Raw genomic sequence first — 25,803 nt, forward strand, 5'->3', positions numbered from 1 at the left:
AAACAATAGTTTACTGAGACACGTGCTTTGGTGAGTTATGCCACATTTTCGGAAACTCTGAAAATTTCGCGAAAAGCGCGCTGGGGCAAACACCAGCCTACGACGGCGACTAAAATGCTTTATGCGCTGCTAGGCCGGAAGATACCTGTCCAGCAGGGCATCGACCAACCCCTCTTGAAGCCGGTCACCGGTCGGCTGGTCCACACGCAAAATGTCTTCGAGAATGATGAACTGTTCCATTCCGGTTGTCATGGAAAGCCGGTTTGCAAGATCTTCGAATTTAGAAGGGCCCAGAGCAGACCGAACAGGGGCAAGAGCCTCAGCAAAGGCGGCAACGCGTCTGGCCCCCCGCATCTTTACATTTCCGTCCTGAAGCGATGCTTTGAAGGATTCTGACAAAAACTGGCGAAAGTACGCCTCATGCGTGCGCGAGAATTCAAGGTAATACCGCGCCACCGCATGAACACGCCGCCGCACGTCCGATATCCCCTCAAGCAAGTCCGACGTCGGCCTGACCTCCATGTCCAATGTGGCATCCAGAGCCAGCACCCCGGGATCAGAGAAATACCTGTAAACCGTGGCGCGGCTGATCTGCGCGTGTTCGGCCACTTTCGCCAAGGTTACTTCGGTGCCCTCGGACATGAGCGCACGCGCCGCCGACAAAAGTGCCTCGCGCGTTCGGTTTTTCTGATTTGTCCGTGTTGCCAAGTTCAGGCCCTTTTATGATACACTTGTCTCATAAGTAGATATGTGTATCATAATGACGTGAAGATTGAAGTAAAGGGAGTCGCCCGATGACTGAATCTCGTCCACGTATTTATCACCTGCTTGGTAATCTTTTGACCTTTCACGCCTTTCCTGCAGAGACCGGGGATCGCTATACGATTGTCGAGATCAAGACCGCCCCGGGTGCTGGCGCGCCGCCCAATCATCACGCCGGTGAAGACGAAAGTTTCTTCGTACTGGACGGGGAGTTTGAGTTTCTTGTTGACGGTGAGACCATCAAGGTCTCAGGCGGTGATTTTGTAAAAGTGCCAGATGGCGCGGTTCACGCATTTACCTGTACCAGCGCCCAACCCGGTCGGCTGCTTTGCGTCAATTCTCCGGGCGCCATGCATGACACGTTTTTTACCCAGGCTGGCGAAGCCATGCCCGACGGAACAACCGAGATTCCGGCAATGGACGCGCCCCCGGATATACCGGCGATCATGGCTGTCGCAACCAGCGCAGGTATGACGATCCTGGCGCCTGCTGACGCCTGATCCCTCTTAAAAAAACCTCTGACAAGGCAGCAGTGATTTGCCTTGTCGTACCCGTTAGATGCAAAGCCTTTTGGCGGTTAGACACATGTTTCTGGCAGGGTTTCATACGTAGACCCGCAGGAAGCTTGCCATATGGGCGGCAGTCCTGCTGTATCGTATGGTTGCCACGTCAACCGAGGGGGTTGCGGCGGGATCAGGGGGTGCTGCGCATAGCCAAAACACCAAGCACTCGCGGAGGCTGTGATGCCCCCCCGACTGTAACCACATTCAGACTTGGAAACCCATTTGGCCGCAATGCGCATGTCATTGGCGCTTTGAAACATGCTGCGCGAACTGCCTCCTTCCACATCACTTGGGTGATTGGAATGGAGATAGGCTTATGGCGAATATCGAAAGACTGATTGAGGAACCCACCTTGGACATGCTGAATGCAAAGATTGCACAGATGTCCCAAAATGGCTGGAAACCGATTGGTTGTCCGAAAAGGTCCAGAACGGGGTTTGTGCAGACTGTACAGCGGATATGTTGTATCTGTTGAATATGATACGGTCTCGCTGGCTGAACAGTCAGACCCGAATGACAAACCGGTACACCAATGTGGGTCGTAACTGGCGACGATGTGCCAGCGGTGGACGGAGGCCCGGAACGACTAAGTAAGGAACCGAACGCCAATGAGGTATTCCGACATGGTCAAAAACCGATCTTGGCAATGCGCCACGGAATTGGCGATGGCCGGAGAACATGAGCCTGCGGGAAAAATCCTGCACGCCTACGGGTTGATGAAATCAGAAAGCGATGACCTTGAGACTGTCCTGCGCCTAATGCGCGAGGCGCGTGACGATGTGAAAGAACAGGGCAACAGTCAAAAGCCAAAGCACCTGGTTCTGCATTTCGAAGCACATTTTACGGAATAATCCAAGCGGGGCTGACCAATTGCGACCAAAGCTGGATGCAGGAGGTGGCAAAACCTATCGATAAACAGCGTTTCACCCACGGGCACCCAATACCGGCGAATTCAGCCTGCTAATCCAGTGTTCTACCGGGTTTTCAAACAAAAAATTTTGGGGGCTTGATGGTGCTGCTGGAGAGAATTGAACTCTCGACCTCTCCCTTACCAAGGGAGTGCTCTACCTCTGAGCTACAGCAGCGCTGTGGGCGGGTGATTAGACTCAAACGAAACGGTGCGCAAGGGTGTCTGGACGGTTTTTTTCGCCTCCTGTAGAGAAAGACTATGGCAGATAGAAATACACCTAAAAAACACGGTAAACCCGGTGACGCACGCGAGGAACGGCTGAAGGCCGCGCTTAAGGCGAATATGGCGCGGCGCAAGGCGCAGGCCAAGGCGCGTGCCACATCTGGGGACAAGGCCGGCAAGGACGAGGGATAAGAGCAGATGGATTCGATTCTGGTGACGGGCAACGGGCCGCTGAACGGTCAGATACCGATTGCGGGGGCCAAGAATGCGTGCCTGACCCTGATGCCCGCCACGTTGCTAAGCGATGAACCGCTGACGCTAACCAATGCGCCGCGGCTGAGTGACATCAAGACCATGACCGCTCTGCTGCAATCGCTGGGCGCCGAGGTGTCGGCGCTGCAGGACGGGCAGGTGCTGGCGATGTCCAGCCATGACCTCACGAGCCATACGGCCGATTATGAGATCGTGCGCAAGATGCGGGCTTCGAATCTGGTGCTGGGCCCGCTGCTTGCGCGGTTTGGTGAGGCTGTGGTCTCGCTTCCCGGTGGTTGCGCGATCGGCGCACGACCTATGGACCTGCACGTCGAAGGGCTTGAGGCGCTGGGCGCCGAGATCGAGTTGAAAGACGGGTACCTTCATGCCAAGGCTTCAGGTGGGCTGAAGGGCGCTGTGCACGAGATGCGTTTTGCATCCGTCGGTGCGACCGAAAACATCGTGATGGCAGCGACATTGGCCAAGGGCACCACGGTTCTGAAAAACGCCGCGCGCGAACCCGAGATTGTCGATCTGGTGGAATGCTTGCGCAAGATGGGCGCGCAGATCGCCGGTGAGGGCACGTCGACCATCGAGATTCAGGGCGTCGACCGTCTGCACGGTGCAACCCATCAGGTTGTGACCGACCGGATTGAACTGGGCACCTATATGCTGGCTCCGGCCATGTGCGGAGGTGAGGTCGAACTGCTGGGTGGCCGTATGTCTCTGGTCGAAAGCTTCGCTGCGAAACTGGATGCCGCAGGTGTGAATGTCACTGAAACCGATAAGGGTCTGAAAGTCGCGCGCAAAAACGGTCGCGTCAGCGCAGTTGATGTGGTCACCGAACCATTCCCGGGTTTCCCGACGGACCTGCAGGCGCAGATGATGGCATTGATGTGTACGGCCGAGGGGACATCTGTTCTAGAAGAGCGTATCTTTGAAAACCGGTTCATGCACGCACCCGAACTGGTGCGTATGGGGGCCGACATCGAAGTGCATGGCGGCACGGCCACCGTGACAGGGGTCGAGCGGTTAAAAGGCGCGCCCGTCATGGCGACGGATTTGCGTGCGTCGGTATCGCTGATTCTGGCGGGATTGGCGGCAGAAGGTGAAACGATTGTTAGCCGCGTGTATCATCTGGACCGTGGCTATGAACATGTGGTGCGCAAGCTGGAAGGTGTGGGTGCCAAGATTGAACGGATCAAGAACCAATGACTGATGCAAGCTTCCACGACGGTCGCGAGGCCCCTCTGAACCTGGGCGCGCAGGACACTGACGACCTTCAGGTGATCTCGACGCTCACGCAGGACGCGGTGTTTCCGATCACCGAGATGACATGGCGTCCGTCACAACGTCGCTTCGGTCTGCTGCTGAACCGTTTCCGGTGGGAAGACAAAGATGCCGCCGCCCTTCGCGATCGGCCATTCGAGCGTGTGCAGTCAGTGCTTGTCTTTGACTCGGTTCTTTCGGTCGCCAGTCAGGGTATCGACCGCAGCGATAAGGACATGGTCATGTCACTGTTGTCGGTCGACTTCGAGGCCGCAGAGGACGGTGCCGGTCAGGTCTTGCTGACCTTGGCTGGAGACGGTGCAATTCGCCTGACAGTCGAGGCGTTGGACGCCACCCTGAAGGACGTCACCCGACCGTATCAGGCTCCATCTGGGCAGGCCCCGCACCATCCGGAATAAGCGGGGCATAGCGCAGGCGTTCTCTGGGCCATCCACGGGTCTGGAGCTGCGTCGCGCGACCGTGTTTGACGTGTTTCAGATCAGCCGGGTTCTGACCCGGTCGATCACCTATCTTTGCGCTGGTGACCACGATAAAGACGCCGTTCTGCTGGCGGCGTGGACGGGTGACAAGGATCCTCAGACCATAAGGCGATGGATACAGTCGGGGGCGACCTTATGGCTGGCCGAGGCAGATGGCGTCGTCGCTGGCGTCGGAGGGTTGCGTCACGGGGCGGAACTCTCGCTGCTTTATGTCGATCCCGCCTATGTGCGGCGCGGGATCGGCTTGGCATTTCTGATCCGATTGGAGCATGAGTTAGCCGGGCAAGGATGCACGACGGCGCATCTTAACGCCACGGCAACTGCCCGCGCGTTCTATCGTCGCTATGGGTGGTTAGATGTAGGCTCGCCGACAAACTGGCTTGTTATGCCGCATTATCCGATGCGCAAATCGCTGCACCCTGCCGCTGAAGGGTTGAGGCCAGCCCATCCGGGCGATATGTCCCGGTGAAATGCCCCGGAGTGCACAATATGCCCGTCTTTCTAGATACAACCTCGCGCGAATTCGAACCGGCGTTCAAGGCGCTGTTGTCCGCCAAACGCGAGGACAGCCCCGATGTTGACGCCGTTGTGGCACAGATTATTGAAGACGTGCGCACCCGTGGTGACACAGCAGTCATAGAACTGACCGCAAAATTTGACCGGCTTGACCTGACGACTAACACATTGGCTTTTTCAGCGGCTGAAATCTCGGAAGCCGTGGCACAGGTCACGCCCGACGATCGCGCCGCCTTGGAATTGGCCGCAAACCGAATTCGGGCATATCACGAACGGCAGATGCCGTCTGATGATCAATGGGTTGACGAAACCGGTGCGACATTGGGCTGGCGCTGGTCTGCCGTATCGGCGGCTGGCTTGTATGTGCCGGGCGGTCTGGCCTCGTACCCGTCGTCTGTTTTGATGAATGCCATTCCGGCAAAGGTGGCAGGAGTTGATCGGCTGGCGATTGCCGTGCCAACGCCGGACGGTCAGGTGAACCCGCTGGTCTTGCTGGCGGCGCAATTGTCGGGTGTGGATGAGATTTACCGCATCGGCGGGGCACAGGCGATCGCGGCGTTGGCCTATGGCACGGGCACGATTGCTCCGGTCGACAAGATTACCGGACCGGGCAACGCCTTTGTCGCCGCCGCAAAGCGTCGGGTCTTCGGCAAGGTCGGCATCGACATGATCGCTGGACCCTCTGAGATTTTGGTGATTGCCGACAAGGATAACGACCCGGACTGGATTGCGCTGGATTTGTTGAGCCAGGCCGAGCACGACGAGAGCGCGCAGTCGATCCTGATCACGAACGATGCTGCGTTTGGGCAAGACGTAGCAAAGGCCGTGGCGAAACGGCTTGAAACGCTGCAGCGGAGCGCCATTGCCGGTGCCAGTTGGCGCGATTTCGGGGCAATTATAACAGTGCGCGATTTGGACGAAGCGGCGGAGTTGTCCAACCGAATCGCGCCCGAGCATCTAGAGCTGTGCGTGTCTGATCCAGTCGCGCTTAGTGAAAAAACGGTCCATGCAGGTGCTATCTTTCTTGGGCAATACACCCCCGAAGCGATCGGAGATTATGTCGGCGGCCCCAATCACGTGCTGCCCACGGCGCGGTCGGCGCGTTTTTCCTCGGGGCTCAGCGTGATGGAATTCCTCAAACGGACCACCCTTAGCCAAATGACGCCCGAGGCATTGCGCGCAATTGGCCCCGCGGCCGAGCAACTGGCCCGTTCAGAAAGCCTTGAGGCACACGGTCTGTCTGTCACGGCACGATTGAAGCGGTTGAACGAGTGAAAGCTTGGCGGCCTAAAGTTGGTACCCGACACCCATCTGACCCGCTGGCATCCCGGTATGTTCGCCGACCCATTGCTGCAAAAGAGCAAATTGACCCTGCGGAGCCGTCGATTTGATCCATTCCCGCGTTGTCCAATTATTTCTGTTGCGATAAGCCTGATCCGACCTGAACGGACTGCACACACATGACCCGCATTTCGCATATAGAACTGGATGATCGCAATCTGCCTCCGCCGACCCCTGAAATCGAGCAGGAGCGCAAGGTCGCAATCTATGATCTGTTGGAAGACAACTCGTTTGTCCTGCCCAAGCGCGAGGACAGGGTTGTGCCGGACGGTCCCTACCATGTGCAGTTGTCGATCCGCGACAAACGGCTGGTGTTCGACATCGCGACCGAGGCCGAGGAGAAAGCGGCCGAGTTTCATCTTTCGCTGGGGCCGTTCAAGCAGGTGGTGAAGGATTACTTCCAGATTTGCGAAAGTTATTTTGATGCGGTGAAGTCTCTGCCGCCCAGCCAAATCGAAACCATCGACATGGCCCGGCGCGGCATCCATAACGAGGGCAGCCGGGTCCTGCAGGAGCGGCTGGAAGGTAAGGCCGAAGTGGATACCGATACCGCCCGCCGCTTGTTCACGCTGATCTGCGTGCTGCATTTCGGGGGGTGACGGGTGACGCCTCTGCCGCAGTCCATCCTGTTCTGTTGCGACCATAATTCGGTTCGGTCACCCATGGCCGAAGGCATCATGAAAAAGTTCTATGGAACCGGCACATATGTCCAGTCCGCCGGTGTTCACAATGACTTGGAAATCGACGGGTTCTGCATTGCAGTGTGCCAGGAAATTGGTGTCGAACTGTCCCGCCATCGTTCACGCTCGTTCGATGAGATGCAGGAATGGGGCGATGACCTCAGCTCGTTTGACCTGATCGTCGCGTTGTCGCCCGCCAGCCAACGCCGGGCGCTGGACTTAACCCGGATTTTTCATCTGGATGTCGATTATTGGCCAATTATGGACCCTACTGGACTGGGCGAGAACCGCGAAGAAAAGCTACATCACTACCGACAGACCCGCGATCAGATCATCAAGCATCTGAAAGACCGCTGGGGCGAGCCTACGGAATGATCATGAACGAGACCGTCAAAACCTATTTCGACGCCTTCAACGCAGGCGATTTAGAGGGCATGTTGGCGTGCCTGTCCGACGATGTGGCCCACCATGTGAACGAAGGCCAAATTCGGTTTGGAAAAGAACAGTTCGCAGCCTTCTGCGCCCACATGAACCGCTGCTACCGCGAAATTTTGACCGATATTGTGGTGTTCGATGCCCAGGGCGGCACCCGCGCCGCGGCCGAGTTCATCGTGAACGGCACCTATCTGGAAACCGACGAAGGGTTGCCCCAAGCGCATGGTCAGACTTATCGCCTGCCTGCGGGTTCGTTCTTTGATCTAAAAGACGGGAAAATTACCCGCGTTACGACCTTCTACAACCTCGCTGATTGGATCAAACAGGTCTCGAATGGCTGAGGTCACAGCCGTTCGCCCCCTGACCGGAATGGCGCTTGAGGCCGCTCTGGACGATGTCGCGCGCTTGCGGATCGAAGTGTTTCGGGCGTGGCCGTACCTTTATGACGGCGATCTGGATTATGAACGGAAATACCTGCAATCCTACCGTGATAGCGACAAGTCCATCGTTGTAGGTGCCTTTGATGGTAATCGGCTGATCGGCGCATCCACCGGTGCCCCTCTCATCGACCATTCCGACGATTTCGCAGCGGCCTTTGAGGGCGCAGATCTGGACCTGCCGCAAGTCTTCTACTGTGCGGAATCCGTTTTGCTACCGGATTATCGGGGGCAAGGTGTTGGCCACAAGTTCTTCGATCTACGCGAAGCGCATGCCCGTGAACTGGGCTTCAAGAAATGTGCCTTCTGCGCGGTACAACGCCCGGCGGATCATCCGATGCGGCCCGAAAATTACCGCCTGCTGGACGCGTTCTGGCGCGCGCGCGGGTATGAACCTTTGCCCGGTGTAGTTGCACAGTTTTCGTGGAAGGATATTGGCGAAGAGGCCGAGACAAAGAAACCGCTGCAATTCTGGATCAGGGATCTGAACGCATAGCTGCGCTGTTAGGTATCAACGGGTCTGTCTGCGGCTGAGAAGGCCATATTTCACCGCCCACCCTCGAAAAGACCGGCGTCTGGGCTTTTCCAGTTGAACTTCGGACCTAGTTTGCGCCCCGCCTTTTCGATTGAACTCGAATACGTCGATGACGCGTTCGGCGCAGCCACAGGCCTCGCCCATGCCAACTTTGGCGAAGTAGAACTTTTCGAAGCTTTCAGGGTTTTGCATGGGCGTCCTCCTGTCCCTATTGAACCAAGTCGCGGCCTTTATGCCAATTCACTTTCCTGTCGGGTCGCGTCGGGGTGTATACAGACCGCGCGCTCCTGACTTAGTGTTGCACCAATCCAGAACCGAAGGATCCCCTAAATGAAAGTCGCAACCGCCGCCTATGACCTCGACTGGCTCGAAAGTTGGGCCCAGTATGAGGACAAGCTGGATCGCTGGGTCCGCGATGCCATTGGGCAGGGGGCCGAATTGCTGGTTTTTCCCGAATACGGCGTGATGGAATTGTCGACACTGGACGGGGCAGAGGTTGCAGGCGACTTGGAGCGATCGATCCACGCGGTTTCTGACCGGATGGAAGACGTGCACACCCTGCATCAGCGACTGGCCCGTGAGTACAACGTTTATATTCTGGGGGCATCGGCCGCGGTTGTGGACGGGCCGGGCCGCCCAGTGAATCGGGCCGAGCTTTATGCGCCGGATGGTGGGCAGGATCATCAGGACAAACAGATCATGACCCGGTTCGAGCGAGAGCAGTGGGACATCGCCCCCGGCGGTCCACTGAAACTGTTCGACACTGCGCTGGGCAAGATTGGTGTGCTGATCTGCTACGACAGCGAATTCCCCTTGCTGGGCCGCGCGCTGAGCGAGGCCGACCTGATCCTTGTACCGTCCTGCACCGAGGCATTGTCGGGCTATTGGCGCGTGCGGATTGGCGCGATGTCCAGAGCTTTGGAAAATCAATGCGTTACAGTCATGGCCTCGTTGGTGGGAAACAATGACTGGTCCGAATCTGTGGATATGAACACCGGCACCGGCGGCATTTTCGGGCCGCCTGACAAGGGGTTCCCCGAAACTGGCGTGCTGGCGGAAGGCGTGCTAAATCGGCCCGGCTGGACCTTCGCGGAAATCGACCTTGGAGCGATTGCGGCGGTTCGTGCGGACGGTCGCGTGCTGAACCGCAGCCATTGGGGCGAGCAGACCACCAGAGTCGAATCCGTCACATTATCCCGACTTTAGCGATTCCGGCCTTGAAATAAGCCCAAAATAGGCTCATTTAGGCGCACATCCTCGTAGATTCTGCGAGTGCAACGTAAATGTGGAGACAACATGGCCAAGGAAGATACGCTCGAATTTCCCGGTGTCGTGAAGGAACTCCTGCCTAATGCGACGTTTCGGGTCGAGCTGGAAAACGGCCATGAGATCATCGCACATACGGCAGGCAAGATGCGCAAGAACCGCATCCGTGTTCTGGCCGGCGACAAGGTTCAGGTCGAGATGACCCCCTATGATCTGACCAAGGGTCGGATCAACTATCGCTTCAAGTAACGCCCAACCCAATGGCGTTTATCTTAGGATCGGGCAGCCCAAGGCGGCTGGACCTGCTGGCCCAGCTTGGCGTGCAGCCCGATGCCATTCGCGCCCCCGATATTGACGAAACGCCTCTGAAGGGCGAATTGCCCGTCCCATATTGCAACCGCATCACGCGGGCAAAAGTGCAGGCGGTTCAGGCAGATAGCGATGATATCACCCTTTGCGCCGATACCACGGTCGCACTGGGCCGCCGGATATTGGGCAAGCCCGAAGACGCAGGGCAGGCGGCCGAGTTTCTTCATGCTTTGTCCGGCAGGCGCCATCGTGTCATCACCTCGGTCGCGGTTCGGCGTGGCGAGCGTGTGCTGCAGCGCGATGTGGTGTCCCAGGTCAAGGTCAAACGCCTTTCTGACGTTGAGATCAACGCCTATCTGGCGACCGGCGATTGGCAGGGCAAGGCAGGTGCTTACGCAATCCAAGGCCCCGCTGGCGCATTCATCCCGTGGATTTCCGGTTCCTTCACCGGTATCGTCGGCTTGCCCCTGTCTGAAACCGCTGCTCTGCTGCAAGGCATCGGATACCCCCTATATCGTGAGGCACCATGAAAGGCCGCACCATCGTATTGGACCACATCGACGACCGCGAAGCTGCGGCGTTGATGGTTGACGGAAAACTTGAGGATTTCCTGATTGTCGGGGATGCGCCCGCGCCCGGAACAATCTATCGTGCCCGCGCAGACCGTCCGGTCAAGGGGCAGGGCGGTATGTTCCTGACAACGCCGGATGGGCCTGCTTTTCTGCGTCAGGTTAAAGGCTTGTCGCCCGGCGCCCTGATGCTGGTTCAGGTAAGCGGCTATGCCGAACCGGGCAAGGCTTTGCCGGTCACCGATCGGGTGCTGTTCAAAAGCCGTTTTGCGATTGTAACGCCCGACGCGCCAGGGTTGAACATCTCGCGTTCCATTAGGGACGAGGATGAGCGTGACCGCCTTCTGGAAATCGCTCATGAGTGTATGGATGGCAGTTCCTACGGATTGATTCTGCGGTCATCCTGCGCCGGGGAAGACGCGGGTGAGATCGCCGAGGACATCAACGCGATGTTGGCTCATGCGGACCAGGTTATCAATGATCCGGAGACCGAGCCTGAACTTCTGTTGGAAGGCGATGGGCCGCATGTTCTTGCGTGGCGCGACTGGACGGATCCTGCCGAGGTTGTAACGCAGGCCGGTGGCTTCGATACGCACGGGGTGCTTGATGCTTTGGATGTCGCCCGCGGGGTATCCGAGCCATTGCCGGGGGGCGGTCATCTCTATATCCAGCCCACCCGCGCCTTGATCGCTGTAGATGTGAATACTGGTGCCGACACGTCGCTGGCGGCGGGAACCAAAGCCAACTTCGCTTGCGCCAAGGCGTTGGCCCGCGCATTGCGCGTGCGCGGCCTGGGTGGGCAAATCACCGTGGATCTGGCCCCAATGCCAAAGAAAGATCGCCGTGGCTTTGAATCCGCATTGCGCGCTGCTTTGAAGGCTGATCCGATCGAGACAACAATGGCCGGCTGGACACCTCTTGGGCATTTTGAGCTACAACGCAAACGAGCCCGAATCCCGCTTTCGGAGGTTCTGAAATGAGCTGTCCCATCTGCGGAGATGACACCGTTACGAAGTTTCGCCCCTTCTGTTCAAAACGCTGCGCCGACATCGACTTGGCCAAGTGGCTAAATGGGTCATATTCCGTTCCGTCCCAGCGCGAAGAGGATGTCGAAACGGACTTATCGCCGGAAGAAGAAGGGCCGCAACGCCCACATTGAAAAAATGTGAAAAAGGCTCTGGACACTGCCTGTGGCAAGTCATAGAACGCCTCCACCCAACGGCAGTCGCCGTTCCCGTGCCCGGGTAGCTCAGGGGTAGAGCAGTGGATTGAAAATCCTCGTGTCGGTGGTTCGATTCCGCCCCCGGGCACCATTTCCAACAGGTAAGCTACTGTTTCCCTTCAGCTTTAACTGGAGCTGACAAAGGGCGTAGTACATGCTGGAGAACAAGGCCGTTCCCTAGGTTATTGAGAAACCAGGGAGTGTCTACTTTATTCGGCGGGAAGTGAAGGAACTCGATCAGCACTATTATCTATGCCGTGGCTTTCGAAATGCTCGATCAGGCAGCCGCCGACACCAACGCTTGGGTCTCTTCGCCGTCCAATTACTACGAAGTGACGGGTGATGAGATCATCGACTCGTTCGTATACATCGCGGGTTCGATCCAGAAACTGAGACTCATCCGGTGAGGTAAAAGTAAAGGTTGGTTACTGGAGGATTGCTTCGATCTTGCTCAGCGTGGCGACGTTGACAGCTACTCCGGTTTCCTGCGCAGCAATGCGTTTGGCGCGCCTGCCGTCCCCGGGCAGGTGCGCCCCGTCTTGTGAACGGATGTCCGAGACAAGTTCGACGATGCTTGATGCAAAAGCGCCGTCGGACGTGGCCGACGGGTCGATGGCAATAAAGAATTGTCCGGTTTTTGGTGGCCCTCCGGCCGTTCCGGAAAAGGGTGACGCGTTCAGGCCCAAGGTCGCTCCTGTCAAAGCGGCCGCCATAATTTCGGTAAGCAACGCAACGCCCACACCCTTGTAGCCCCCAGAAGGCGCCATTGAGCCCTTGAGGCCGACATTCGGGTCGGTCGTGGGATTGCCATCAGCGTCCAGTGCCCAGCCAACCGGAATGGGTTTTCCTTCACGGGCGTGTTTCATGACTTCGCTTTTGGCGATGGTGCTGGCGCTCTGGTCGATCAGAAGGGCAGGTTGGCCATCCGTGCCGGGGGCGGCGATCGAAAACGGGTTGGTTCCAACCACGGGCTTGGAGCCGCCCGACGGCGCGATGGATGCTGGTGCATTGGTAAAGCCCAATCCGACCAACCCGGCCTGTGCCAGGCGAAATGTATGGTACCCAAGGACGCCGCAGTTATAGCTGTTGCGGATAGTAAGCGCCGCGATGCCCTGTTCGCGCGCAGCAGGGATCACCGCATCAAACCCCGCGTCGATGGCTGGATGCGCAAATCCTGTGGCAGCGTCTACCGCCACGACGCCGGGTCGGGAACGCGACAGAACCGGTTCGGCCTGTCCATCGACCTTGCCGCACTGAACATGCTCACAATAGATCGGGATGTAGGCGAGGCCGTGGCTGGCGACGCCGTCTGCCTCGGTTGCGGCTGTTGCAACGGCCAATGCGCGCGCGTTGGCCTCGCTGGTACCAGCTGCAACAAGTGCGCGAAAGGCGAGGTCTTCGATTTCGGTCAGGGTCAGTGTGCGGGTTTCAACCATTTCAACCTCTTCAATCGTTGTCGGACAGGCCCGCACCAGCACCGCGCAGGCGGGATTCTTCGGTCGCGGGGGCATAGGTGCGATGGGCAAAGCGTGTCAGGACAGACCAAGCCGCAGGATCAGGTGTTGCGCGAGACTGCTGCCGTTGGGTCGGGGGCGCAACCTCTGCTAAGCGCACAGTTACGGATTGGGCCTGATCCGGTATCGCCCCAGTCAGGTGCAGGGTAAGCCCATCAGTTTGCGCCTCTGCGCCGTCGATCGTGATAGAGACACCACTGTTCAAAATGCGAGCTGCGTTGGATGCGAATGGCAGCAGCAATGCGGGAGCATTGACATTGGTCAGCGTGACGGGGGCTGCCCGCAATACTTCCGCACTGTCAGAAAGCGCACAGCCAGTGGCAAGCGGACACAGCACATCCGTTCCGGTCCAGGTGTCGCCCGAAATACAGGGCGCGTGTTTCTCGGGCGCGTGTGCCAGATTCTGGTGCAGCAAAGATGCAAGCGCCCATACGCCGTCCAACCCTTGGGCGCAAAGCCAGCGGGTCGCTTTTCCCGCCTCTTCCGCGTGACCCCAAGTATAACCTGCACCACGGGCGGCACGTTTGGCGGTCGCTTCAATTTCGTTTAGCGAAAGGCTCATGCGGCTGGCTCCGGGTAGACCCAAGTATCCGCCGTATCATTCGTCAGGTCTTCGGGGTAGGGCGCGCCCGCATACATGCAGATCCGAACCCAGCGATCGGAACGCGGATCGAAATGCGTCGCGCCAAAGAACGAAAGCTTGGCGCGCAACATGTCTATGGGCATGACATCGGCGCTGATCGTATTGTCGCGGATTTCTCCGTAGGGGGCGATACGTCCGATCTGCGCGCGCCGGATGGTGTGCCGATGTTCCGGGTGCTGCAACAGGAATTCGCGGATTGGGATATCGCCGTGCCAGTCTGCGAGCGCCTTGTACGCCGCGGCAGCGTCCCGGGCGGGGGCCAAGGGTTGTTCGTATTCGGCTATGGGTTCCTCAAACCGTTCACCCAATCTGGGTTCCAGCTTTTCCTCGGACACATACCAAGCGCGCGCGCAATTCGGTTCCGCCGCCCAATCCAGCGCAAGCGCCCATTCAAAATTGTTCAGGATCAGTTCGCGTGCTTTGGACACCGGCATCGCACCGTCGATGATCTGCGCATTTGTGTTGCTGTCGGCCATGCAACTTGCCAACCCGTCGACCAGATCGCCATACGGCTCCAGCACCAGCGACGCCAGCAGTTCCTGACCTTCCTCGCTGAGTGCCTCCTCGGCCCATGTGATCAGTCGGTCCCACGGGGCGTCCTGCGTCAAGGCATCCCCGTCCAAGTGGCTTGCGATGGCCTGAATGTCAGACGTCATATCCGCCAGTTTCCTAATCTGAACAGGATGTTCGGATCGCCACCACGAAATCGACAATGTGCTGCGGTCAAAAATGTTCTGAAACTGCGCGATTTCCGCGTCAGACGCTCGGGGTAAGGACCGCACGCGCGCGATTGCTTCTTCGCGCACCATGATCCAGTTATTGAACAGGATTGGATGATTCACGATAAACGGTGCCATACCCAACCCGGTCGAGTTTCCAATGCCCAGCCGACGGGCGATTTTGGGGTCCAGATCGGCTGTATTCTCACCGCCTTTGGCACGGGCCATGTGCTGAACCAAATCGCGGACAAATGTGCGAATCAGATAGACCGATAGCATTTCGGTCTGGAACGGGGCGCTCAATTCGGGGCGGTCTGCGGTCTTTTCCCGGTCTGCGGCACCGAATTTGCCAGATCCATACACGGCTGTCGTGCGCATCAGGTAGCCGACGTCGTAAATTTGATCGAGGTCCGGTTGTTGACCGTCAGCCAGCCTGTCGACGACATGTGCCCACAAGCGGACAGAACGGTTTGCGCGCGACAGGGACAGCTCGTGCTCACTGACGCGGCCAGCCTCCTGCAATGGAACGTTCTGGCCAAGGCGTTCAATATCCTGCGCGGTCGGAACGCCATCGAACAGCGTAAAAGTGGCATCCCATGCTTCCGCAATCACCCGGTCAGAGCGTTTTTCGGGGGGCAGGTCATGTGCAAACGCGACCAGCGAATAGGCATGGTCCGGGCCTTGTGCGGTATAGACGGCGTGGCCGACCCCGTTTGCGTCAATGGCAAAAACAGGTCGGGTAAAGGTCCATTCCTCGCGCGCCATGCGTCGCGTCAACTGCCGCATAAAGCTGAGGCGGCATTGGTGCAAGGACCCCAGCCGCGACAGGCGCATGACCTGAGCGGGGTCTCTGCGGGCGATATGGCGACCGGTTTCGTTCATTTCCCCAATGGTCCGAAATTTTCGTCGAAGAAGCGGTACCAATTTCCGCCCATGATACCCGAAACCTCAACTTCGTTCATACCAACCGCGCGCAGCCCTGCCTCGATATTTCCGAAATCGCGGTTGTCCTGAAACCAGCCGGGCATCGGCGGAAAACCGGGGGCCGAGGCCGAGCCTTCGCCATAGTCGATCTCTTTGGTCCAGCGTCCGACGCGCATCCATTCGACCACGCTGTCGGGCTGGTCCTGACACAGATCGGTGCCAATCCCCAGATGCTGAACGCCGTATCTGTCGGCAGTGCGGGCGATCATGTCGCAAAAGCTCTCTATTGTGCAGGCAGACTTGTCCTTTAGGTGATGAGGGTAGACCGAAAAGCCCAGCATCCCACCGTTTTCCGTCACGGCCCGTATCACCGCATCGCGCTTGTTGCGCAGCGCGGGGGCCCAGTCATGGGGGTTGGCATGCGTAATGGCGATGGGGCGCTCGGATATCTCGGCGGCCTCGATGGTCGAACGGTCTGCGGAATGGCTCATGTCGACCACAAGGCCCACGCGGTTCATCTCTTTGATGACCTGCTTGCCCATGCGTGTGATGCCGCTGTCTGTGGCCTCATAGCAGCCGGTGGCCAGCAGGGATTGGTTGTTATAGGTCAGTTGCATGAACCGCGCGCCCAGGTCGTGCAGAATTTCGACCAGTCCGATATCGTCTTCGATGGGCGAGGGGTTTTGAAAGCCGAAGAACACCGCCGTGCGCCCGGTTTTCCGCGCTGTGTCGATATCGCTGGCCCAGCGGCCTTTCATGATCAGGTCCGGGTATTGTTCGAACCAGCGGTTCCACTTTTCAAAGTTCAGAACGGTTTCGCGGAAGTTTTCATGATAGGCGATGGTGACGTGGATCGCGTCAACGCCGCCCTCGCGCAGTTGCCGGAATATCTTTTCCGACCAGTTGGCGTATTGCAGCCCGTCAATCCGCATCAGACCGGCGTCCCGGCGCTGATATAGGCGGTTTTGACTGTGGTATAGAATTCAGCAGCCGCCTTGCCCTGTTCGCGCGGGCCGTAGGAGCTGTCTCCGCGCCCGCCGAAGGGCACGTGATAGTCGGTTCCGGCGGTGGGCAGGTTCACGGTGACAACCCCGGTGCGCGCGTTGCGGCGGAAATGGGTGGCGCGGGCAAGGCTTTGGGTGACGATGCCCGAGGTCAGGCCGAAATTGGTGTCATTAACGACGTTCAGTGCCTCATCATAGCTTTCCACTTTGATAACGCTGGTCAGTGGGGCGAACATCTCTTCGCGGTTGATGCGCATCTCGTTTCTGGTGTTCAGAAACACACCCGGAGACATGTAGAACCCATCATGGGGCATCTGCAGCCGCGCGCCGCCACAGGCAAGTTCCGCACCTTCGGACTTGCCCAGCTCGACATAAGAGAGGTTCTCTTGCAACTGCTGCTCGCTGACGACCGGCCCCATTTGGGTGCCGCTCTCCAGCGCGTGCCCAACCTTCATCGCCTGCGCCCCAGCGACCAGTTTGTCGACAAACGCATCATGGACCCGTGCGTGAACCACCAGACGCGACGAGGCCGTGCATTTCTGCCCGGTGCCGCCGAATGCGCCACCTAGCGCCAGTGTCACCGCCAAATCCAGATCGGCATCGTCCATCACGACCAGCGCGTTCTTGGACCCCATCTCCATCTGCACTTTGGTCAGGTTCTGAATGGCAGCGGCGGCGATCCCTTTGCCCACAGGCACCGATCCGGTGAAAGAGATCGCGTTTACCTTGGGGCTTTCCACCAGCCGTTGACCGATGCTGCGCCCTGACCCCATCACAAGGCTGAACAGACCCATGGGGATATCCTGCCGTTCGATGATCTCGGTCAGCGCCACGGCTGAGGCCGGGGTGATGTTCGCAGGCTTCCAAACCACCGCGTTGCCATAGCATAGCGCCGGTGCGATCTTCCACGAAGCAGTCGCGGTGGGGAAGTTCCACGGGCTGATAATGGCGACAACGCCCACGGGTTCACGCCGCACGTCAATCTCAACCCCGGGGCGGACAGAGTCGGCGTTCTCACCGATTTGGCGCAGGCATTCAGCGGCGTAGTAGGTAAAGAACTGACCGGCGCGATAAACCTCGCCCTTGCCTTCGGCCAGTGGTTTACCCTCTTCGCGTGACAGCAGTGTACCTAGTTCCTCGGCGCGGGCCATGAGTTCGGTGCCAATGGCGTTTAGAACCGCCTGCTTGCGTTCGGGAAGGTAGGCAGCCCACTCAACCTGCGCGGCACGTGCCTGATCCAGCGTGGCGTCCAACTGATCTGTACTGGCCTGCGCGAAGGTGCCAACCAGATCGCTCAGGTCCGATGGGTTGTGGTTCTCGATTTCGGATTCACCTGCCAGCCATTCACCGGCAATCAGATTCAATTTGGTCACTATGCGCCCCAGAGTCGTATTTTGGTCGCGCTTAGAGTGCGGGGGCCTTGTGGCATCAGTCAAATTCAAATAAATTGATTAAAGTTCAGAAAAAATGAAGTATGCCGATCAAGATTGAGACATTGCGGTGCTTTTGCACCGTGGCGCAAACCGGCAACCTGATTGAGGCCGCCGACCGGCTGGGCAGAACCCAGTCCGCCGTTTCAATGACGCTGAAGCAGTTTGAAGATCACCTTGGTAAGAAGCTCTTCGAAGGTGAGCGCAAAAACCGCCTGTCCCCGCTGGGTAAGCAGGTGTTTGACTTGAGCCTGAAGCAACTGCGTCAGTTCGATCAAGCGGTTCTGGATATCGAAGCCGCTGTGAACGCTGAACACGGATTGTTGCGGATCGTATCCGTGCCATCGGTGGCGGCAATTGTATTCCCCAAAGTCTTGCAGCACATGACGCAGAACTTTCCGGGCGTGAAGGTCGAACTGCGGGATACGGATACAGCGCAGGTGCTGGACGCCTTGGCCGATGGAAAGGCGGATATAGGCATTGCTTCGGGGTACCATGCGTTGAACGGTGTGACGGCTCTGCCGCTGTTTGAAGACAGGTTTGGCCTTGTGTGTGCCGTGGACCACCCCCTAATGACGCAAACAAGCCCACTGGTGATCGACGATATTCTATCGGTGCCGTTCATTCGGAATGCGCTGTGTGACTTGATCCAGTCGCCGCGTTTTCATGAGGCGATCGGACAAGCCGACGTCACCATTCACAACACGCATTCCCTGATCACTATGGTCCGGACAGGGAATTGGGTGACGGTTCTGCCGCAAACCGTCGCCGATTTCATTCCCGAAGCAACGGCGTTCCGTCCGATCAAAGACCTGCCGGAACAACGGCAGGTCTATTTGTTTGTAAGTGAAAGGTCCCGCTTTCCTGATCTGACCAATGCGACAACCAAATTTATTCTGTCGCACGGCACCTAGTCCGAGCTTGACTTTACATCACCGGCAAAGCGCGCTGCGTTTTCTTTTGCAAAGGCCGATGCATCCGCCGCCGCGTCCCAGAACTGAGGATTAGCCTTGGGGATTGTCAGCGCCTTTTGAACAGCGGGCCGCGCGTCGATCCGGTCGAACCACGCATTCAGATGGGGTAAGCCATCGACCTCGACCCGGGCCCAGACATAGGCGCGCGCCCACGGATACAGCATCATATCAGCGATTGTGTACTCATCCGCGGCGATCCAGTCGCGCCCTTCCAGACGGGTGTTCATGACTTCAAGCAAACGGCGGCTTTCGTCGACGTAGCGGCGGATCGAAAAAGGCTCTTCGTGGCCATTCGGGGCCGCGATATGCTGGAAATACATGGCCTGACCCATCATCGGACCAATATGGCCCACCTGAAAGAAGACCCACTGCATAACCTCGGACCGTTTGACCGGATCGGCCGGCAGGAACTTTCCGTATTTCTCGGCCAAATGCCACAGGATCGCACCGCTTTCAAAGATCGCACGCCCCTCTGACCGATCAAAGATCGTAGGGATCTTGCCATTGGGATTCAGCGCCAGATAGTCCGGGGCCTTTTGTTCCTGTTTTGAGAAGTTGATATGCGTCAGGTCGTAGGGAACGCCCGCTTCTTCCAAGAAGATGACGGGCTTGTATCCGTTCATCGTACCAGCGGTGTATAGATGAATATCAGGCTGCGACATCGTCTACCTCTGCGAATAACTGGGCCAAATGGGCTTCAAACCATAACTAATCTGTCTCGATCTTCGGAATTTTCAACGTGTTTACCGCCTACTTGGTCGGGCTGGCAGTCCGTTTCCAGTGGAGAATTCATACGGTTGTGCGCTATTTGAATATCGAGTTTGCGCGTGCCTGTTTCGATGGCCTGCATCGGCGCAGCGAAGCTTTGCCCAAGGCTTACACAGAAACCGAAGCTGTCAAATCGCAATAAACCGAAACAAATATATGATAATTTCGCATACGCGGTTTTGGTTTACGTAACGCTTGATGGGCGGCGCGCTTGCGTGCTTGAGTTTTCCTACCATTCCGGCACCTCAAGCCGTTGGTCAAAAAAAACGGAAAGCCACTGCTTTTTGATACTGTTTGCAAAGTGCGACACCGACCCAGATCGGACAAAAAAACAGCACCGTGAACGCCCAACATGGAGAAACCTGATGAAAAAACTAGCCACGCTATTGGGAAGCGCGACAGTTGTCGCAGCCGGTCCTGCCATTGCTGCGGACATCGTGATCGGTGTGCCGAACTGGGCATCGGTGAATGCCACCGCGCATATCCTAGAAGTCGTTATCGAGGAAAACCTCGGCCTTGATGTGGAATTGCAGAACGGAACCAACCCAATTGTATTTGAGGCGATGGACAGCGGGTCGATGCATGTGCACCCCGAGGTCTGGATGCCGAACCAGCAAAACCTGCATGACACATACGTCAAGGATAACGGCACCGTCGTGATGAACGAAAACCCTGTGCAAGCCGAACAGGGTATGTGTGTTCCGACCTATATCGCCGAACAGCATGACATCAAATCCATTGATGATCTGAGCGACCCCGACAAGATAGCGATTTTTGACACGGACGGTAACGGCACGCCAGAAGTTTGGATAGGCGCGCCGGGCTGGGCCTCGACCGTGGTAGAGAAAATTCGGGCCAAGTCTTACGGCTATGACCAGGTTTTCGACCTGACCGAGTATGAAGAGACAATTGCCTATGCCAACCTCGCCAACGCGACCAAGGCAGGCGATCCGTGGATCGGGTTCTGCTATAGCCCCCACTACATCTTTGTGACGCAGGACCTGACAGTTCTGGAAGAGCCCGCGCATGATCCGGCCACGTGGACCATCGTTCAGCCGACCGATGATCCGGATTGGCTGGCCAAGTCTGAGGCATCTTCGGCATGGAATGGCGCGACACTCCATCTGCATTACGCCAAGGAGCTAGAGGAAAACTATCCCGAAGTGGCGGCCCTGTTCCGCAACTACCAGATGGAGGGCGATGACCTGAGCGCGATGGGCAAGGCGCTGGCCGTCGACAATGTCGAAGCAGCGGATTTCGCCCGGCAGTGGGTGGCGGATAACGAAGACACAGTCATCGGTTGGCTCACCAACTAACATCCAAAATCGGGGGGCCGTCGCGACAGTTCGCGGCGGCCCTTTTCTTATATGCCGGGGCAAAGCCCTGCACATGAGGGGCAAATGGACGAACCTGTCGTAAAACTAGAAAATGTCTGGAAAATCTTCGGCGCACGGGCAGAAGAGGCCATGGCTGCCGTGCGCAGCGAAGGCATTGGAAAACCTGAAGTTCTGGAGCGTTTTAACTGCGTCGTCGGCGTGCAGGGCGCGACCTTCGAAGTCCCGCGCGGCGAGATTTTCTGTATCATGGGCCTGTCGGGGTCTGGCAAGTCGACACTGGTGCGTCACGTCAATCGCCTGATTGAGCCGACTGCGGGTAAGATCGAAATTCTGGGGCGGGATGTCTCAAAGATCTCTGAGTCTGAATTGCGCCGCATCCGGGCGCAGCAAATCGGGATGGTCTTTCAACACATGGCGCTGATGCCGCACCGTTCGGTGCGCGACAACGTGGCGTATCCCCTCGAAATCCGAAAAGTGCCGAAATCCAAGCGATGGGCGGTGTCCGACCACGCACTCAGCCTCGTCAATCTGACCGGTTACGAAGATCGCTTGCCCAAAGAGCTTTCGGGTGGGATGCAGCAGCGCGTCGGTATCGCCCGCGCATTGGCCTCGGACCCGGAAATTCTGCTGATGGACGAGCCGTTCTCGGCGCTTGACCCATTGATCCGGTTGCAGTTGCAGGATCAGTTCAAGGCGCTGGTGGCGCAGCTCAAGAAGACGACCTTGTTCATCACGCACGACTTGGACGAGGCGATCCGGATCGGACATCGCATTGCGATCATGAAAGACGGTGTGATCGTTCAGATCGGCACACCCGAAGATATCGTCATGAACCCCGCTGACGATTACGTGCGTGAATTTGTGCAGGGCATCTCGAAACTCAAACTCGTCAAAGCGCACTCGATCATGGAGCCGATGGGCAGCTACACCGGGTCCCTCGAGGGTGCGCCGCGCGCGGATGAGGGCGCAGATCTGGACCAGTTGATCGACCTAGCGGTGAATACCGAGATGCCGGTGGTCATAACGGATGCAGGGAGTGACGTGGGGATCGTGACCAAACCGCGCCTGCTGCGTGGTATTCAGGGGGGCAAAAATGACTGACGCAACCAACGAGCTGAAAGTTACAGCCGCCTCTGACATCGAAGTCGACCGCGAGGCGCTGGACCATTCGATCAAGGAGTTTGCCGGACCGAATGGCGACTATTACGTCAACGCGTTTCACAAGATCCATGATGCGACCAGCCCCGTTCCCAATACCTTCAACCTGTGGGCTGCGGTGCTGGGGCCATTCTGGTCGGCGTCGCGCGCGATCTGGGGGATGTTCTGGACCTTCCTGATCCTTGAGATCATCGCATGGGTTCAGATTGGCCGGGGTGCCTGGGGCAATCCTGGTGCCGACTTTGCGGAAAGGGCCGCGCGCCAACAGGAACGGGCGGCCGAGTTGATGGCACGTGCGGCGGATGCCACGGAAAAGGCCGATATCGACCGCTTTACCAAGTTGGCCGAAAACATCCAAAAAGCAGCGGACACCAGCCTAGAAAGGGCTGCTGCCGCGCAATCCGAAGCGGCAGGGATTCTGATCACGGGTCTGTTGATGTTGCTGGTTTTCAAACTGGTGCAGGGGTTCTACGCAGATAGGGTCTACGAAAAGCAATATTCGAAATGGCGGATTGATCCGGACAGCACGGAAAGCGGACAGTCCAGAAGGAACACCGTGCTGGGCGCGGTTCTCATCGCCGCAATTGGGCCGTTGATCGTGTACAAGTTCACGGTCAACGCGTCGCTGCCCTTGCTGGATGCGTTCCCGGAACAGGAGGTTTCCGCGATCTTTCTTGGCGAAGGCAACGGAACGCTGTTTTCTGCCCTCGCCAGTTGGATGGAAGCCAAGATTGATGCGGCCGCAGCGGCAGGTGGTGATGTTTTCGACGGCATTGTGGCTGGCGTTCGCTCGGTTCTGGATGCGCTGACGATTGCGTTGATCGGGTCGCCTTGGCCCGTCGTCATGCTGGTTATTTGTGTCACCGCATGGCGTGCGGCAGGCCCCCGTGTTGCGATCTTCACCGCCGCGTCGCTGGCCTATATCGCGCTTCTTGGGTACTGGGACGTCGCGATGGAGACAGTGGCGCTTGTCGGCGCTGCCGTGATCTTGTGCGTGATCTTCGGTATCCCGCTGGGCATCTGGTTCGGGAAGTCGCAGCGCGCCTACCGTGCGGCGGAACCGGTGCTGGACCTGATGCAAACGCTGCCTGCTTTCGTCTATCTGATCCCGATCATCGCCTTCTTTGGCACCGGCAATCCGCCTGGCATTCTGGCCACGATTATCTTTGGCATGCCTCCGGTGATCCGCCTGACGGCTTTGGGGATGCGCGGCGTGCCGGAAAGCATCAAAGAGGCTGCGGTCGCCTTTGGGGCCTCGAAATGGCAGTTGCTGAAGGATGTCGAGATTCCGCTGGCGCTGCCCTCGATTATGACCGGGGTGAACCAGACGATCCTTATGTGCCTGTCGATGGTTGTGATCATCTCGCTGATCGGCGGTGGTGGTTTGGGCAAGGAAATCCTTGAGGCGTTGCAATATGCGGCCAAAGGTCCGGGCCTGCTGGGCGGCTTCGCCATCCTGTTCTGCGCCATGGTCATCGACCGGATCGTGCAGGGGGCCTTCCGGCGAGAAGACGAGAAAATCTGAACATATGCGCCCCCGCCAGCCGGGGGCGTTTTTCTTGAAGGGAATGCAGATGACCGACCGCTATGAACAGTCGATGATGGATAACCTGTATTGGTGGGGCGTGCCGACCCTGTTCCGCTGTCCCAATACCGGCCCCGAGGGGCAGGACATCGCCCTTGTCGGCGTGCCCCATTCCACCGGCAACGGCACGACCGAGCGGGATCAGCACCTTGGCCCTCGCGCGCTGCGCCATGTCTCGGCCGTGCAGCGACGGGTGCATTCGGTGTTCGAAATCGACCCTTGGGCCAGCGCCAAGATTGCCGATGTAGGCGACGTGCCCTTTCCGCGCGCTAATGACAACGAGGACTGTATCGAACGCATAACGGGTTTTTACAAGGACATCGACGCAGCGGGGGCGCGGCCTGTATCGGTTGGCGGTGATCACTCGATCACCGGCGGTATCGTGCAGGCGCTGGGGCGTGGTCAAATAGCCGGGGGCGAGCCGATCAGCTTTCTGCATCTGGATGCGCATACGGATGTGTTCACCAAGGTCGATCACTTTCTGGGCGCCAAGAAGTCCGCCGCCCATTGGGGCGCCTATCTGGCCGATCAGGGGCAAGTTGATCCAACGCGATCCATGCAAATCGGTCTACGGGGTCATCCGCGCAGTCTGGACTGGCTGCAACCGTCCTATGACTATGGCTACAACATCGTCACCATGCGTGAATTCCGCCAGCGCGGGCTGGAGGACGTGGTGACGCAGACGCGTGAAGTGTTGGGCGATCGCCCGGTCTATATCACCTTCGATCTGGATTGCCTCGACCCCTCTGTCGCGCCTGCGGTGTCTAATCTGGAGCCCGGCGAGAAGGGATTCGACATTGACGAGGCCGTGGGGATTTTGCGGGCCGCGCGCAGGCTGAACATCGTGGGCGGAGACGTGGTTTGCATGATGCCCACCAAGGACAGCCCGAACAACATCACCGCCCTGACCGCAGCGGCGGTGATGTTCGAGATGATCTCGATGATCGCCGAAAACGTCAGTTAGCGCCGCGCCTTTACGGCCTGCGCCAGAACACAGAGCAGTTCGAACATCAGCGAAATTCCCAGCCACGCGGTGCCGCCCGAGGCGTCGAAGGGGGGTGAGACCTCGACCAAATCGGCCCCCACAAGGTTCACTCCAGCCATCTGGCGGATCACCTGCTGGGCCTGAAAACTGTTCGGGCCACCGATCTCGGGGGTGCCGGTGCCGGGGGCAAAGGTTGGGTCCACGAAGTCGATATCATAGGTGCAATAGGTCGGCGCGTCGCCGACAATGCCGCGCACCTCGGCCATGACATCGTTGATGCCCCGCTCGAACAACTCCTCAATACGGATGATGCGGATGCCCTGCGCCTCGCCCCATTCGATATCCTCGGTGTTATAGGCGGTGCCGCGAATGCCTACCTGAACAAAGCGTTTGGGATCGACCAAGCCTTCCTCGACCGCGCGGCGGAACGGGGTGCCGTGGGTGAATTTGTGCCCACCGAAATAGCTGTCGAACAGGTCGGTATGGCTGTCGAACTGAATCAGCCCCAGCGGGCCGGATTTGGCCAGCGCGCGCAGGACGGGCAGGGTGGTCAGGTGATCCCCTCCGGCGGTCAGGGGGGTGATGCCACGCGCGGTCAGGTCGGTGTAGAAGGTGGTCACGCGCTCCAGCGTATCCTCGATATCCACCGGGTTCGGGGCCACGTCGCCCAGATCGGCGCAGTTCATCATCGCAAAGGGCGTAACCCCGGTCACCGGGTTCATCGCGCGGATCATGGTCGAGTAATCCCGCAACTGGCGCGGCCCGTGGCGCGCGCCGGGGCGGTTTGTGGTGCCTCCGTCCCATGGAATGCCGACAAGCCCGATATCAACCTCAGCGATCCGCGCGTGATCCAGCGCCATGCCGGGCAGGCGCATGAAGGTCGGTACGCCCGCAAAACGCGCCAGTTCCATGGCCGAGACGGGCTGAAAGAAGGGATCGGTCATCAGGGCCTCATTTGTCGCAAGTCCCGCCGA

The 25,803-nt window shown here is 58.3% G+C and carries 31 protein-coding genes and 2 tRNA genes; 23 read left to right on the forward strand and 10 right to left on the reverse strand.

All coding sequences use genetic code 11. From position 1 onward, the window contains the following. Window positions 1-129 precede the first annotated feature (129 nt). Window positions 130-708, reverse strand: a complete 579-nt coding sequence (locus RUESEDTHA_RS14275) for a TetR/AcrR family transcriptional regulator (protein ID WP_180887454.1) — start codon at window positions 706-708, stop codon at window positions 130-132. Window positions 709-794: 86 nt separating this feature from the next. Here RUESEDTHA_RS14275 and RUESEDTHA_RS14280 point away from each other — a divergent pair, with 86 nt between their 5' ends. Both RUESEDTHA_RS14280 and RUESEDTHA_RS14285 read left to right on the forward strand, forming a co-directional pair. Then, window positions 795-1,262 carry a cupin domain-containing protein gene (locus RUESEDTHA_RS14280; protein WP_180887455.1) on the forward strand — a complete coding sequence of 156 codons (468 nt, stop codon included), beginning with the start codon at window positions 795-797 and terminating at the stop codon, window positions 1,260-1,262. 671 nt (window positions 1,263-1,933) lie between these two features. Continuing rightward, window positions 1,934-2,176 (forward strand): hypothetical protein, encoded by a 243-nt coding sequence (locus tag RUESEDTHA_RS14285; RefSeq protein WP_171123612.1) that lies wholly within the window; start codon window positions 1,934-1,936, stop codon window positions 2,174-2,176. Window positions 2,177-2,335: 159 nt separating this feature from the next. Here RUESEDTHA_RS14285 and RUESEDTHA_RS14290 read toward each other — a convergent pair. Continuing rightward, window positions 2,336-2,410, reverse strand: a tRNA-Thr gene (locus tag RUESEDTHA_RS14290). An 83-nt stretch (window positions 2,411-2,493) separates the two neighbouring features. On the opposite strand from RUESEDTHA_RS14290, the gene RUESEDTHA_RS14295 reads away from it, so the two are divergent. From RUESEDTHA_RS14295 to RUESEDTHA_RS14335, 9 genes are all read left to right on the forward strand, one after another. Next, the gene (locus RUESEDTHA_RS14295; RefSeq protein WP_171123585.1) at window positions 2,494-2,649 is read left to right on the forward strand and encodes a hypothetical protein; all 156 of its coding nucleotides are present in this window, start codon (window positions 2,494-2,496) and stop codon (window positions 2,647-2,649) included. Between the two features lie 6 nt (window positions 2,650-2,655). Continuing rightward, window positions 2,656-3,924, forward strand: coding sequence for a UDP-N-acetylglucosamine 1-carboxyvinyltransferase (gene murA, locus RUESEDTHA_RS14300; RefSeq protein WP_180887456.1), 1,269 nt, complete (start codon window positions 2,656-2,658; stop codon window positions 3,922-3,924). Further along, a complete protein-coding gene (locus RUESEDTHA_RS14305) occupies window positions 3,921-4,397 on the forward strand; it encodes a DUF2948 family protein (RefSeq protein WP_180887457.1) in 477 nt (158 codons plus the stop codon). Before murA ends, RUESEDTHA_RS14305 begins: the two co-directional genes overlap by 4 nt. 61 nt (window positions 4,398-4,458) lie before the next feature. After that, window positions 4,459-4,947: a GNAT family N-acetyltransferase gene (locus RUESEDTHA_RS14310; protein ID WP_255431744.1), complete on the forward strand. Its 489-nt coding sequence runs from the start codon at window positions 4,459-4,461 to the stop codon at window positions 4,945-4,947. Between the two features lie 20 nt (window positions 4,948-4,967). Next, window positions 4,968-6,269: a histidinol dehydrogenase gene (gene hisD / locus RUESEDTHA_RS14315; RefSeq protein WP_180887458.1), complete on the forward strand. Its 1,302-nt coding sequence runs from the start codon at window positions 4,968-4,970 to the stop codon at window positions 6,267-6,269. Between the two features lie 185 nt (window positions 6,270-6,454). Next, a complete protein-coding gene (locus tag RUESEDTHA_RS14320; RefSeq protein ID WP_180887459.1) occupies window positions 6,455-6,934 on the forward strand; it encodes a UPF0262 family protein in 480 nt (159 codons plus the stop codon). 3 nt (window positions 6,935-6,937) lie between these two features. After that, window positions 6,938-7,390: a low molecular weight phosphatase family protein gene (locus RUESEDTHA_RS14325; RefSeq protein WP_171123576.1), complete on the forward strand. Its 453-nt coding sequence runs from the start codon at window positions 6,938-6,940 to the stop codon at window positions 7,388-7,390. A gap of 2 nt (window positions 7,391-7,392) precedes the next feature. Further along, the gene (locus RUESEDTHA_RS14330) at window positions 7,393-7,791 is read left to right on the forward strand and encodes a ketosteroid isomerase-related protein (RefSeq protein WP_180887460.1); all 399 of its coding nucleotides are present in this window, start codon (window positions 7,393-7,395) and stop codon (window positions 7,789-7,791) included. Continuing rightward, the gene (locus tag RUESEDTHA_RS14335; protein WP_180887461.1) at window positions 7,784-8,383 is read left to right on the forward strand and encodes a GNAT family N-acetyltransferase; all 600 of its coding nucleotides are present in this window, start codon (window positions 7,784-7,786) and stop codon (window positions 8,381-8,383) included. The genes RUESEDTHA_RS14330 and RUESEDTHA_RS14335 overlap by 8 nt, the downstream gene beginning before the upstream one ends. A 15-nt stretch (window positions 8,384-8,398) precedes the next feature. Here RUESEDTHA_RS14335 and RUESEDTHA_RS14340 read toward each other — a convergent pair whose 3' ends face one another. After that, entirely contained in the window at window positions 8,399-8,614 is a 216-nt protein-coding gene (locus tag RUESEDTHA_RS14340; RefSeq protein ID WP_180887462.1) for a hypothetical protein, read from the reverse strand. A 138-nt stretch (window positions 8,615-8,752) separates the two neighbouring features. On the opposite strand from RUESEDTHA_RS14340, the gene RUESEDTHA_RS14345 reads away from it, so the two are divergent. From RUESEDTHA_RS14345 to RUESEDTHA_RS14370, 6 genes are all read left to right on the forward strand, one after another. Continuing rightward, the gene (locus tag RUESEDTHA_RS14345) at window positions 8,753-9,628 is read left to right on the forward strand and encodes a carbon-nitrogen hydrolase family protein (protein WP_180887463.1); all 876 of its coding nucleotides are present in this window, start codon (window positions 8,753-8,755) and stop codon (window positions 9,626-9,628) included. A 90-nt stretch (window positions 9,629-9,718) separates the two neighbouring features. After that, complete coding sequence (gene infA / locus RUESEDTHA_RS14350) at window positions 9,719-9,937, forward strand: translation initiation factor IF-1 (protein WP_005978431.1); 219 nt, start codon at window positions 9,719-9,721, stop codon at window positions 9,935-9,937. A gap of 11 nt (window positions 9,938-9,948) precedes the next feature. Beyond that, window positions 9,949-10,527, forward strand: a complete 579-nt coding sequence (locus tag RUESEDTHA_RS14355; RefSeq protein ID WP_180887464.1) for a nucleoside triphosphate pyrophosphatase — start codon at window positions 9,949-9,951, stop codon at window positions 10,525-10,527. After that, window positions 10,524-11,546, forward strand: a complete 1,023-nt coding sequence (locus RUESEDTHA_RS14360) for a ribonuclease E/G (protein WP_180887465.1) — start codon at window positions 10,524-10,526, stop codon at window positions 11,544-11,546. The genes RUESEDTHA_RS14355 and RUESEDTHA_RS14360 overlap by 4 nt, the downstream gene beginning before the upstream one ends. Further along, entirely contained in the window at window positions 11,543-11,725 is a 183-nt protein-coding gene (locus RUESEDTHA_RS14365; RefSeq protein ID WP_180887466.1) for a DNA gyrase inhibitor YacG, read from the forward strand. The genes RUESEDTHA_RS14360 and RUESEDTHA_RS14365 overlap by 4 nt, the downstream gene beginning before the upstream one ends. Window positions 11,726-11,804: 79 nt before the next feature. Next, window positions 11,805-11,879, forward strand: a tRNA-Phe gene (locus tag RUESEDTHA_RS14370). Window positions 11,880-12,213: 334 nt separating this feature from the next. On the opposite strand, the gene RUESEDTHA_RS14375 is transcribed toward RUESEDTHA_RS14370, so the two are convergent. The 5 genes from RUESEDTHA_RS14375 to RUESEDTHA_RS14395 are packed head-to-tail and all read right to left on the reverse strand — an operon-like array spanning window position 12,214 to window position 17,965. After that, entirely contained in the window at window positions 12,214-13,224 is a 1,011-nt protein-coding gene (locus tag RUESEDTHA_RS14375) for an Ldh family oxidoreductase (protein WP_180887467.1), read from the reverse strand. A gap of 10 nt (window positions 13,225-13,234) precedes the next feature. Beyond that, entirely contained in the window at window positions 13,235-13,864 is a 630-nt protein-coding gene (locus RUESEDTHA_RS14380; RefSeq protein ID WP_180887468.1) for a DUF3726 domain-containing protein, read from the reverse strand. Beyond that, on the reverse strand, window positions 13,861-15,546 hold the full coding sequence (locus RUESEDTHA_RS14385) for a hypothetical protein (RefSeq protein WP_180887469.1): 1,686 nt from the start codon (window positions 15,544-15,546) through the stop codon (window positions 13,861-13,863). The genes RUESEDTHA_RS14380 and RUESEDTHA_RS14385 overlap by 4 nt, the downstream gene beginning before the upstream one ends. Beyond that, window positions 15,543-16,520: a membrane dipeptidase gene (locus RUESEDTHA_RS14390; protein WP_180887470.1), complete on the reverse strand. Its 978-nt coding sequence runs from the start codon at window positions 16,518-16,520 to the stop codon at window positions 15,543-15,545. Before RUESEDTHA_RS14390 ends, RUESEDTHA_RS14385 begins: the two co-directional genes overlap by 4 nt. Further along, window positions 16,520-17,965: an aldehyde dehydrogenase family protein gene (locus RUESEDTHA_RS14395; protein ID WP_180887471.1), complete on the reverse strand. Its 1,446-nt coding sequence runs from the start codon at window positions 17,963-17,965 to the stop codon at window positions 16,520-16,522. The genes RUESEDTHA_RS14390 and RUESEDTHA_RS14395 overlap by 1 nt, the downstream gene beginning before the upstream one ends. A 101-nt stretch (window positions 17,966-18,066) precedes the next feature. Between RUESEDTHA_RS14395 and RUESEDTHA_RS14400 the strand changes: the two genes are divergently transcribed. Continuing rightward, on the forward strand, window positions 18,067-18,936 hold the full coding sequence (locus RUESEDTHA_RS14400; protein ID WP_180887472.1) for a LysR family transcriptional regulator: 870 nt from the start codon (window positions 18,067-18,069) through the stop codon (window positions 18,934-18,936). On the opposite strand, the gene RUESEDTHA_RS14405 is transcribed toward RUESEDTHA_RS14400, so the two are convergent. Next, window positions 18,933-19,658 carry a glutathione S-transferase family protein gene (locus RUESEDTHA_RS14405; protein ID WP_180887473.1) on the reverse strand — a complete coding sequence of 242 codons (726 nt, stop codon included), beginning with the start codon at window positions 19,656-19,658 and terminating at the stop codon, window positions 18,933-18,935. The genes RUESEDTHA_RS14400 and RUESEDTHA_RS14405 overlap by 4 nt on opposite strands. Window positions 19,659-19,735: 77 nt before the next feature. On the opposite strand from RUESEDTHA_RS14405, the gene RUESEDTHA_RS14410 reads away from it, so the two are divergent. The 5 genes from RUESEDTHA_RS14410 to RUESEDTHA_RS14430 all read left to right on the forward strand — a co-directional run bounded on the left by RUESEDTHA_RS14410 (window position 19,736) and on the right by RUESEDTHA_RS14430 (window position 24,808). Beyond that, entirely contained in the window at window positions 19,736-19,906 is a 171-nt protein-coding gene (locus RUESEDTHA_RS14410) for a hypothetical protein (protein ID WP_180887474.1), read from the forward strand. Window positions 19,907-20,129: 223 nt separating this feature from the next. Further along, window positions 20,130-21,080: a glycine betaine ABC transporter substrate-binding protein gene (locus RUESEDTHA_RS14415; protein ID WP_171126155.1), complete on the forward strand. Its 951-nt coding sequence runs from the start codon at window positions 20,130-20,132 to the stop codon at window positions 21,078-21,080. 84 nt (window positions 21,081-21,164) lie between these two features. Further along, window positions 21,165-22,202, forward strand: a complete 1,038-nt coding sequence (locus RUESEDTHA_RS14420) for a glycine betaine/L-proline ABC transporter ATP-binding protein (protein WP_180887475.1) — start codon at window positions 21,165-21,167, stop codon at window positions 22,200-22,202. Further along, window positions 22,195-23,784, forward strand: a complete 1,590-nt coding sequence (locus RUESEDTHA_RS14425; RefSeq protein WP_180887476.1) for a proline/glycine betaine ABC transporter permease — start codon at window positions 22,195-22,197, stop codon at window positions 23,782-23,784. The genes RUESEDTHA_RS14420 and RUESEDTHA_RS14425 overlap by 8 nt, the downstream gene beginning before the upstream one ends. Window positions 23,785-23,833: 49 nt before the next feature. Further along, window positions 23,834-24,808: an arginase family protein gene (locus RUESEDTHA_RS14430; RefSeq protein ID WP_180887477.1), complete on the forward strand. Its 975-nt coding sequence runs from the start codon at window positions 23,834-23,836 to the stop codon at window positions 24,806-24,808. Here RUESEDTHA_RS14430 and speB read toward each other — a convergent pair. Continuing rightward, complete coding sequence (gene speB / locus RUESEDTHA_RS14435) at window positions 24,805-25,773, reverse strand: agmatinase (RefSeq protein WP_180887478.1); 969 nt, start codon at window positions 25,771-25,773, stop codon at window positions 24,805-24,807. The genes RUESEDTHA_RS14430 and speB overlap by 4 nt on opposite strands. Between the last annotated feature and the right edge of the window lie 30 nt (window positions 25,774-25,803).

Origin of the sequence: Ruegeria sp. THAF57, from assembly GCF_903914075.1 — a bacterium.
Taxonomy (GTDB): Bacteria; Pseudomonadota; Alphaproteobacteria; order Rhodobacterales; family Rhodobacteraceae; genus Ruegeria.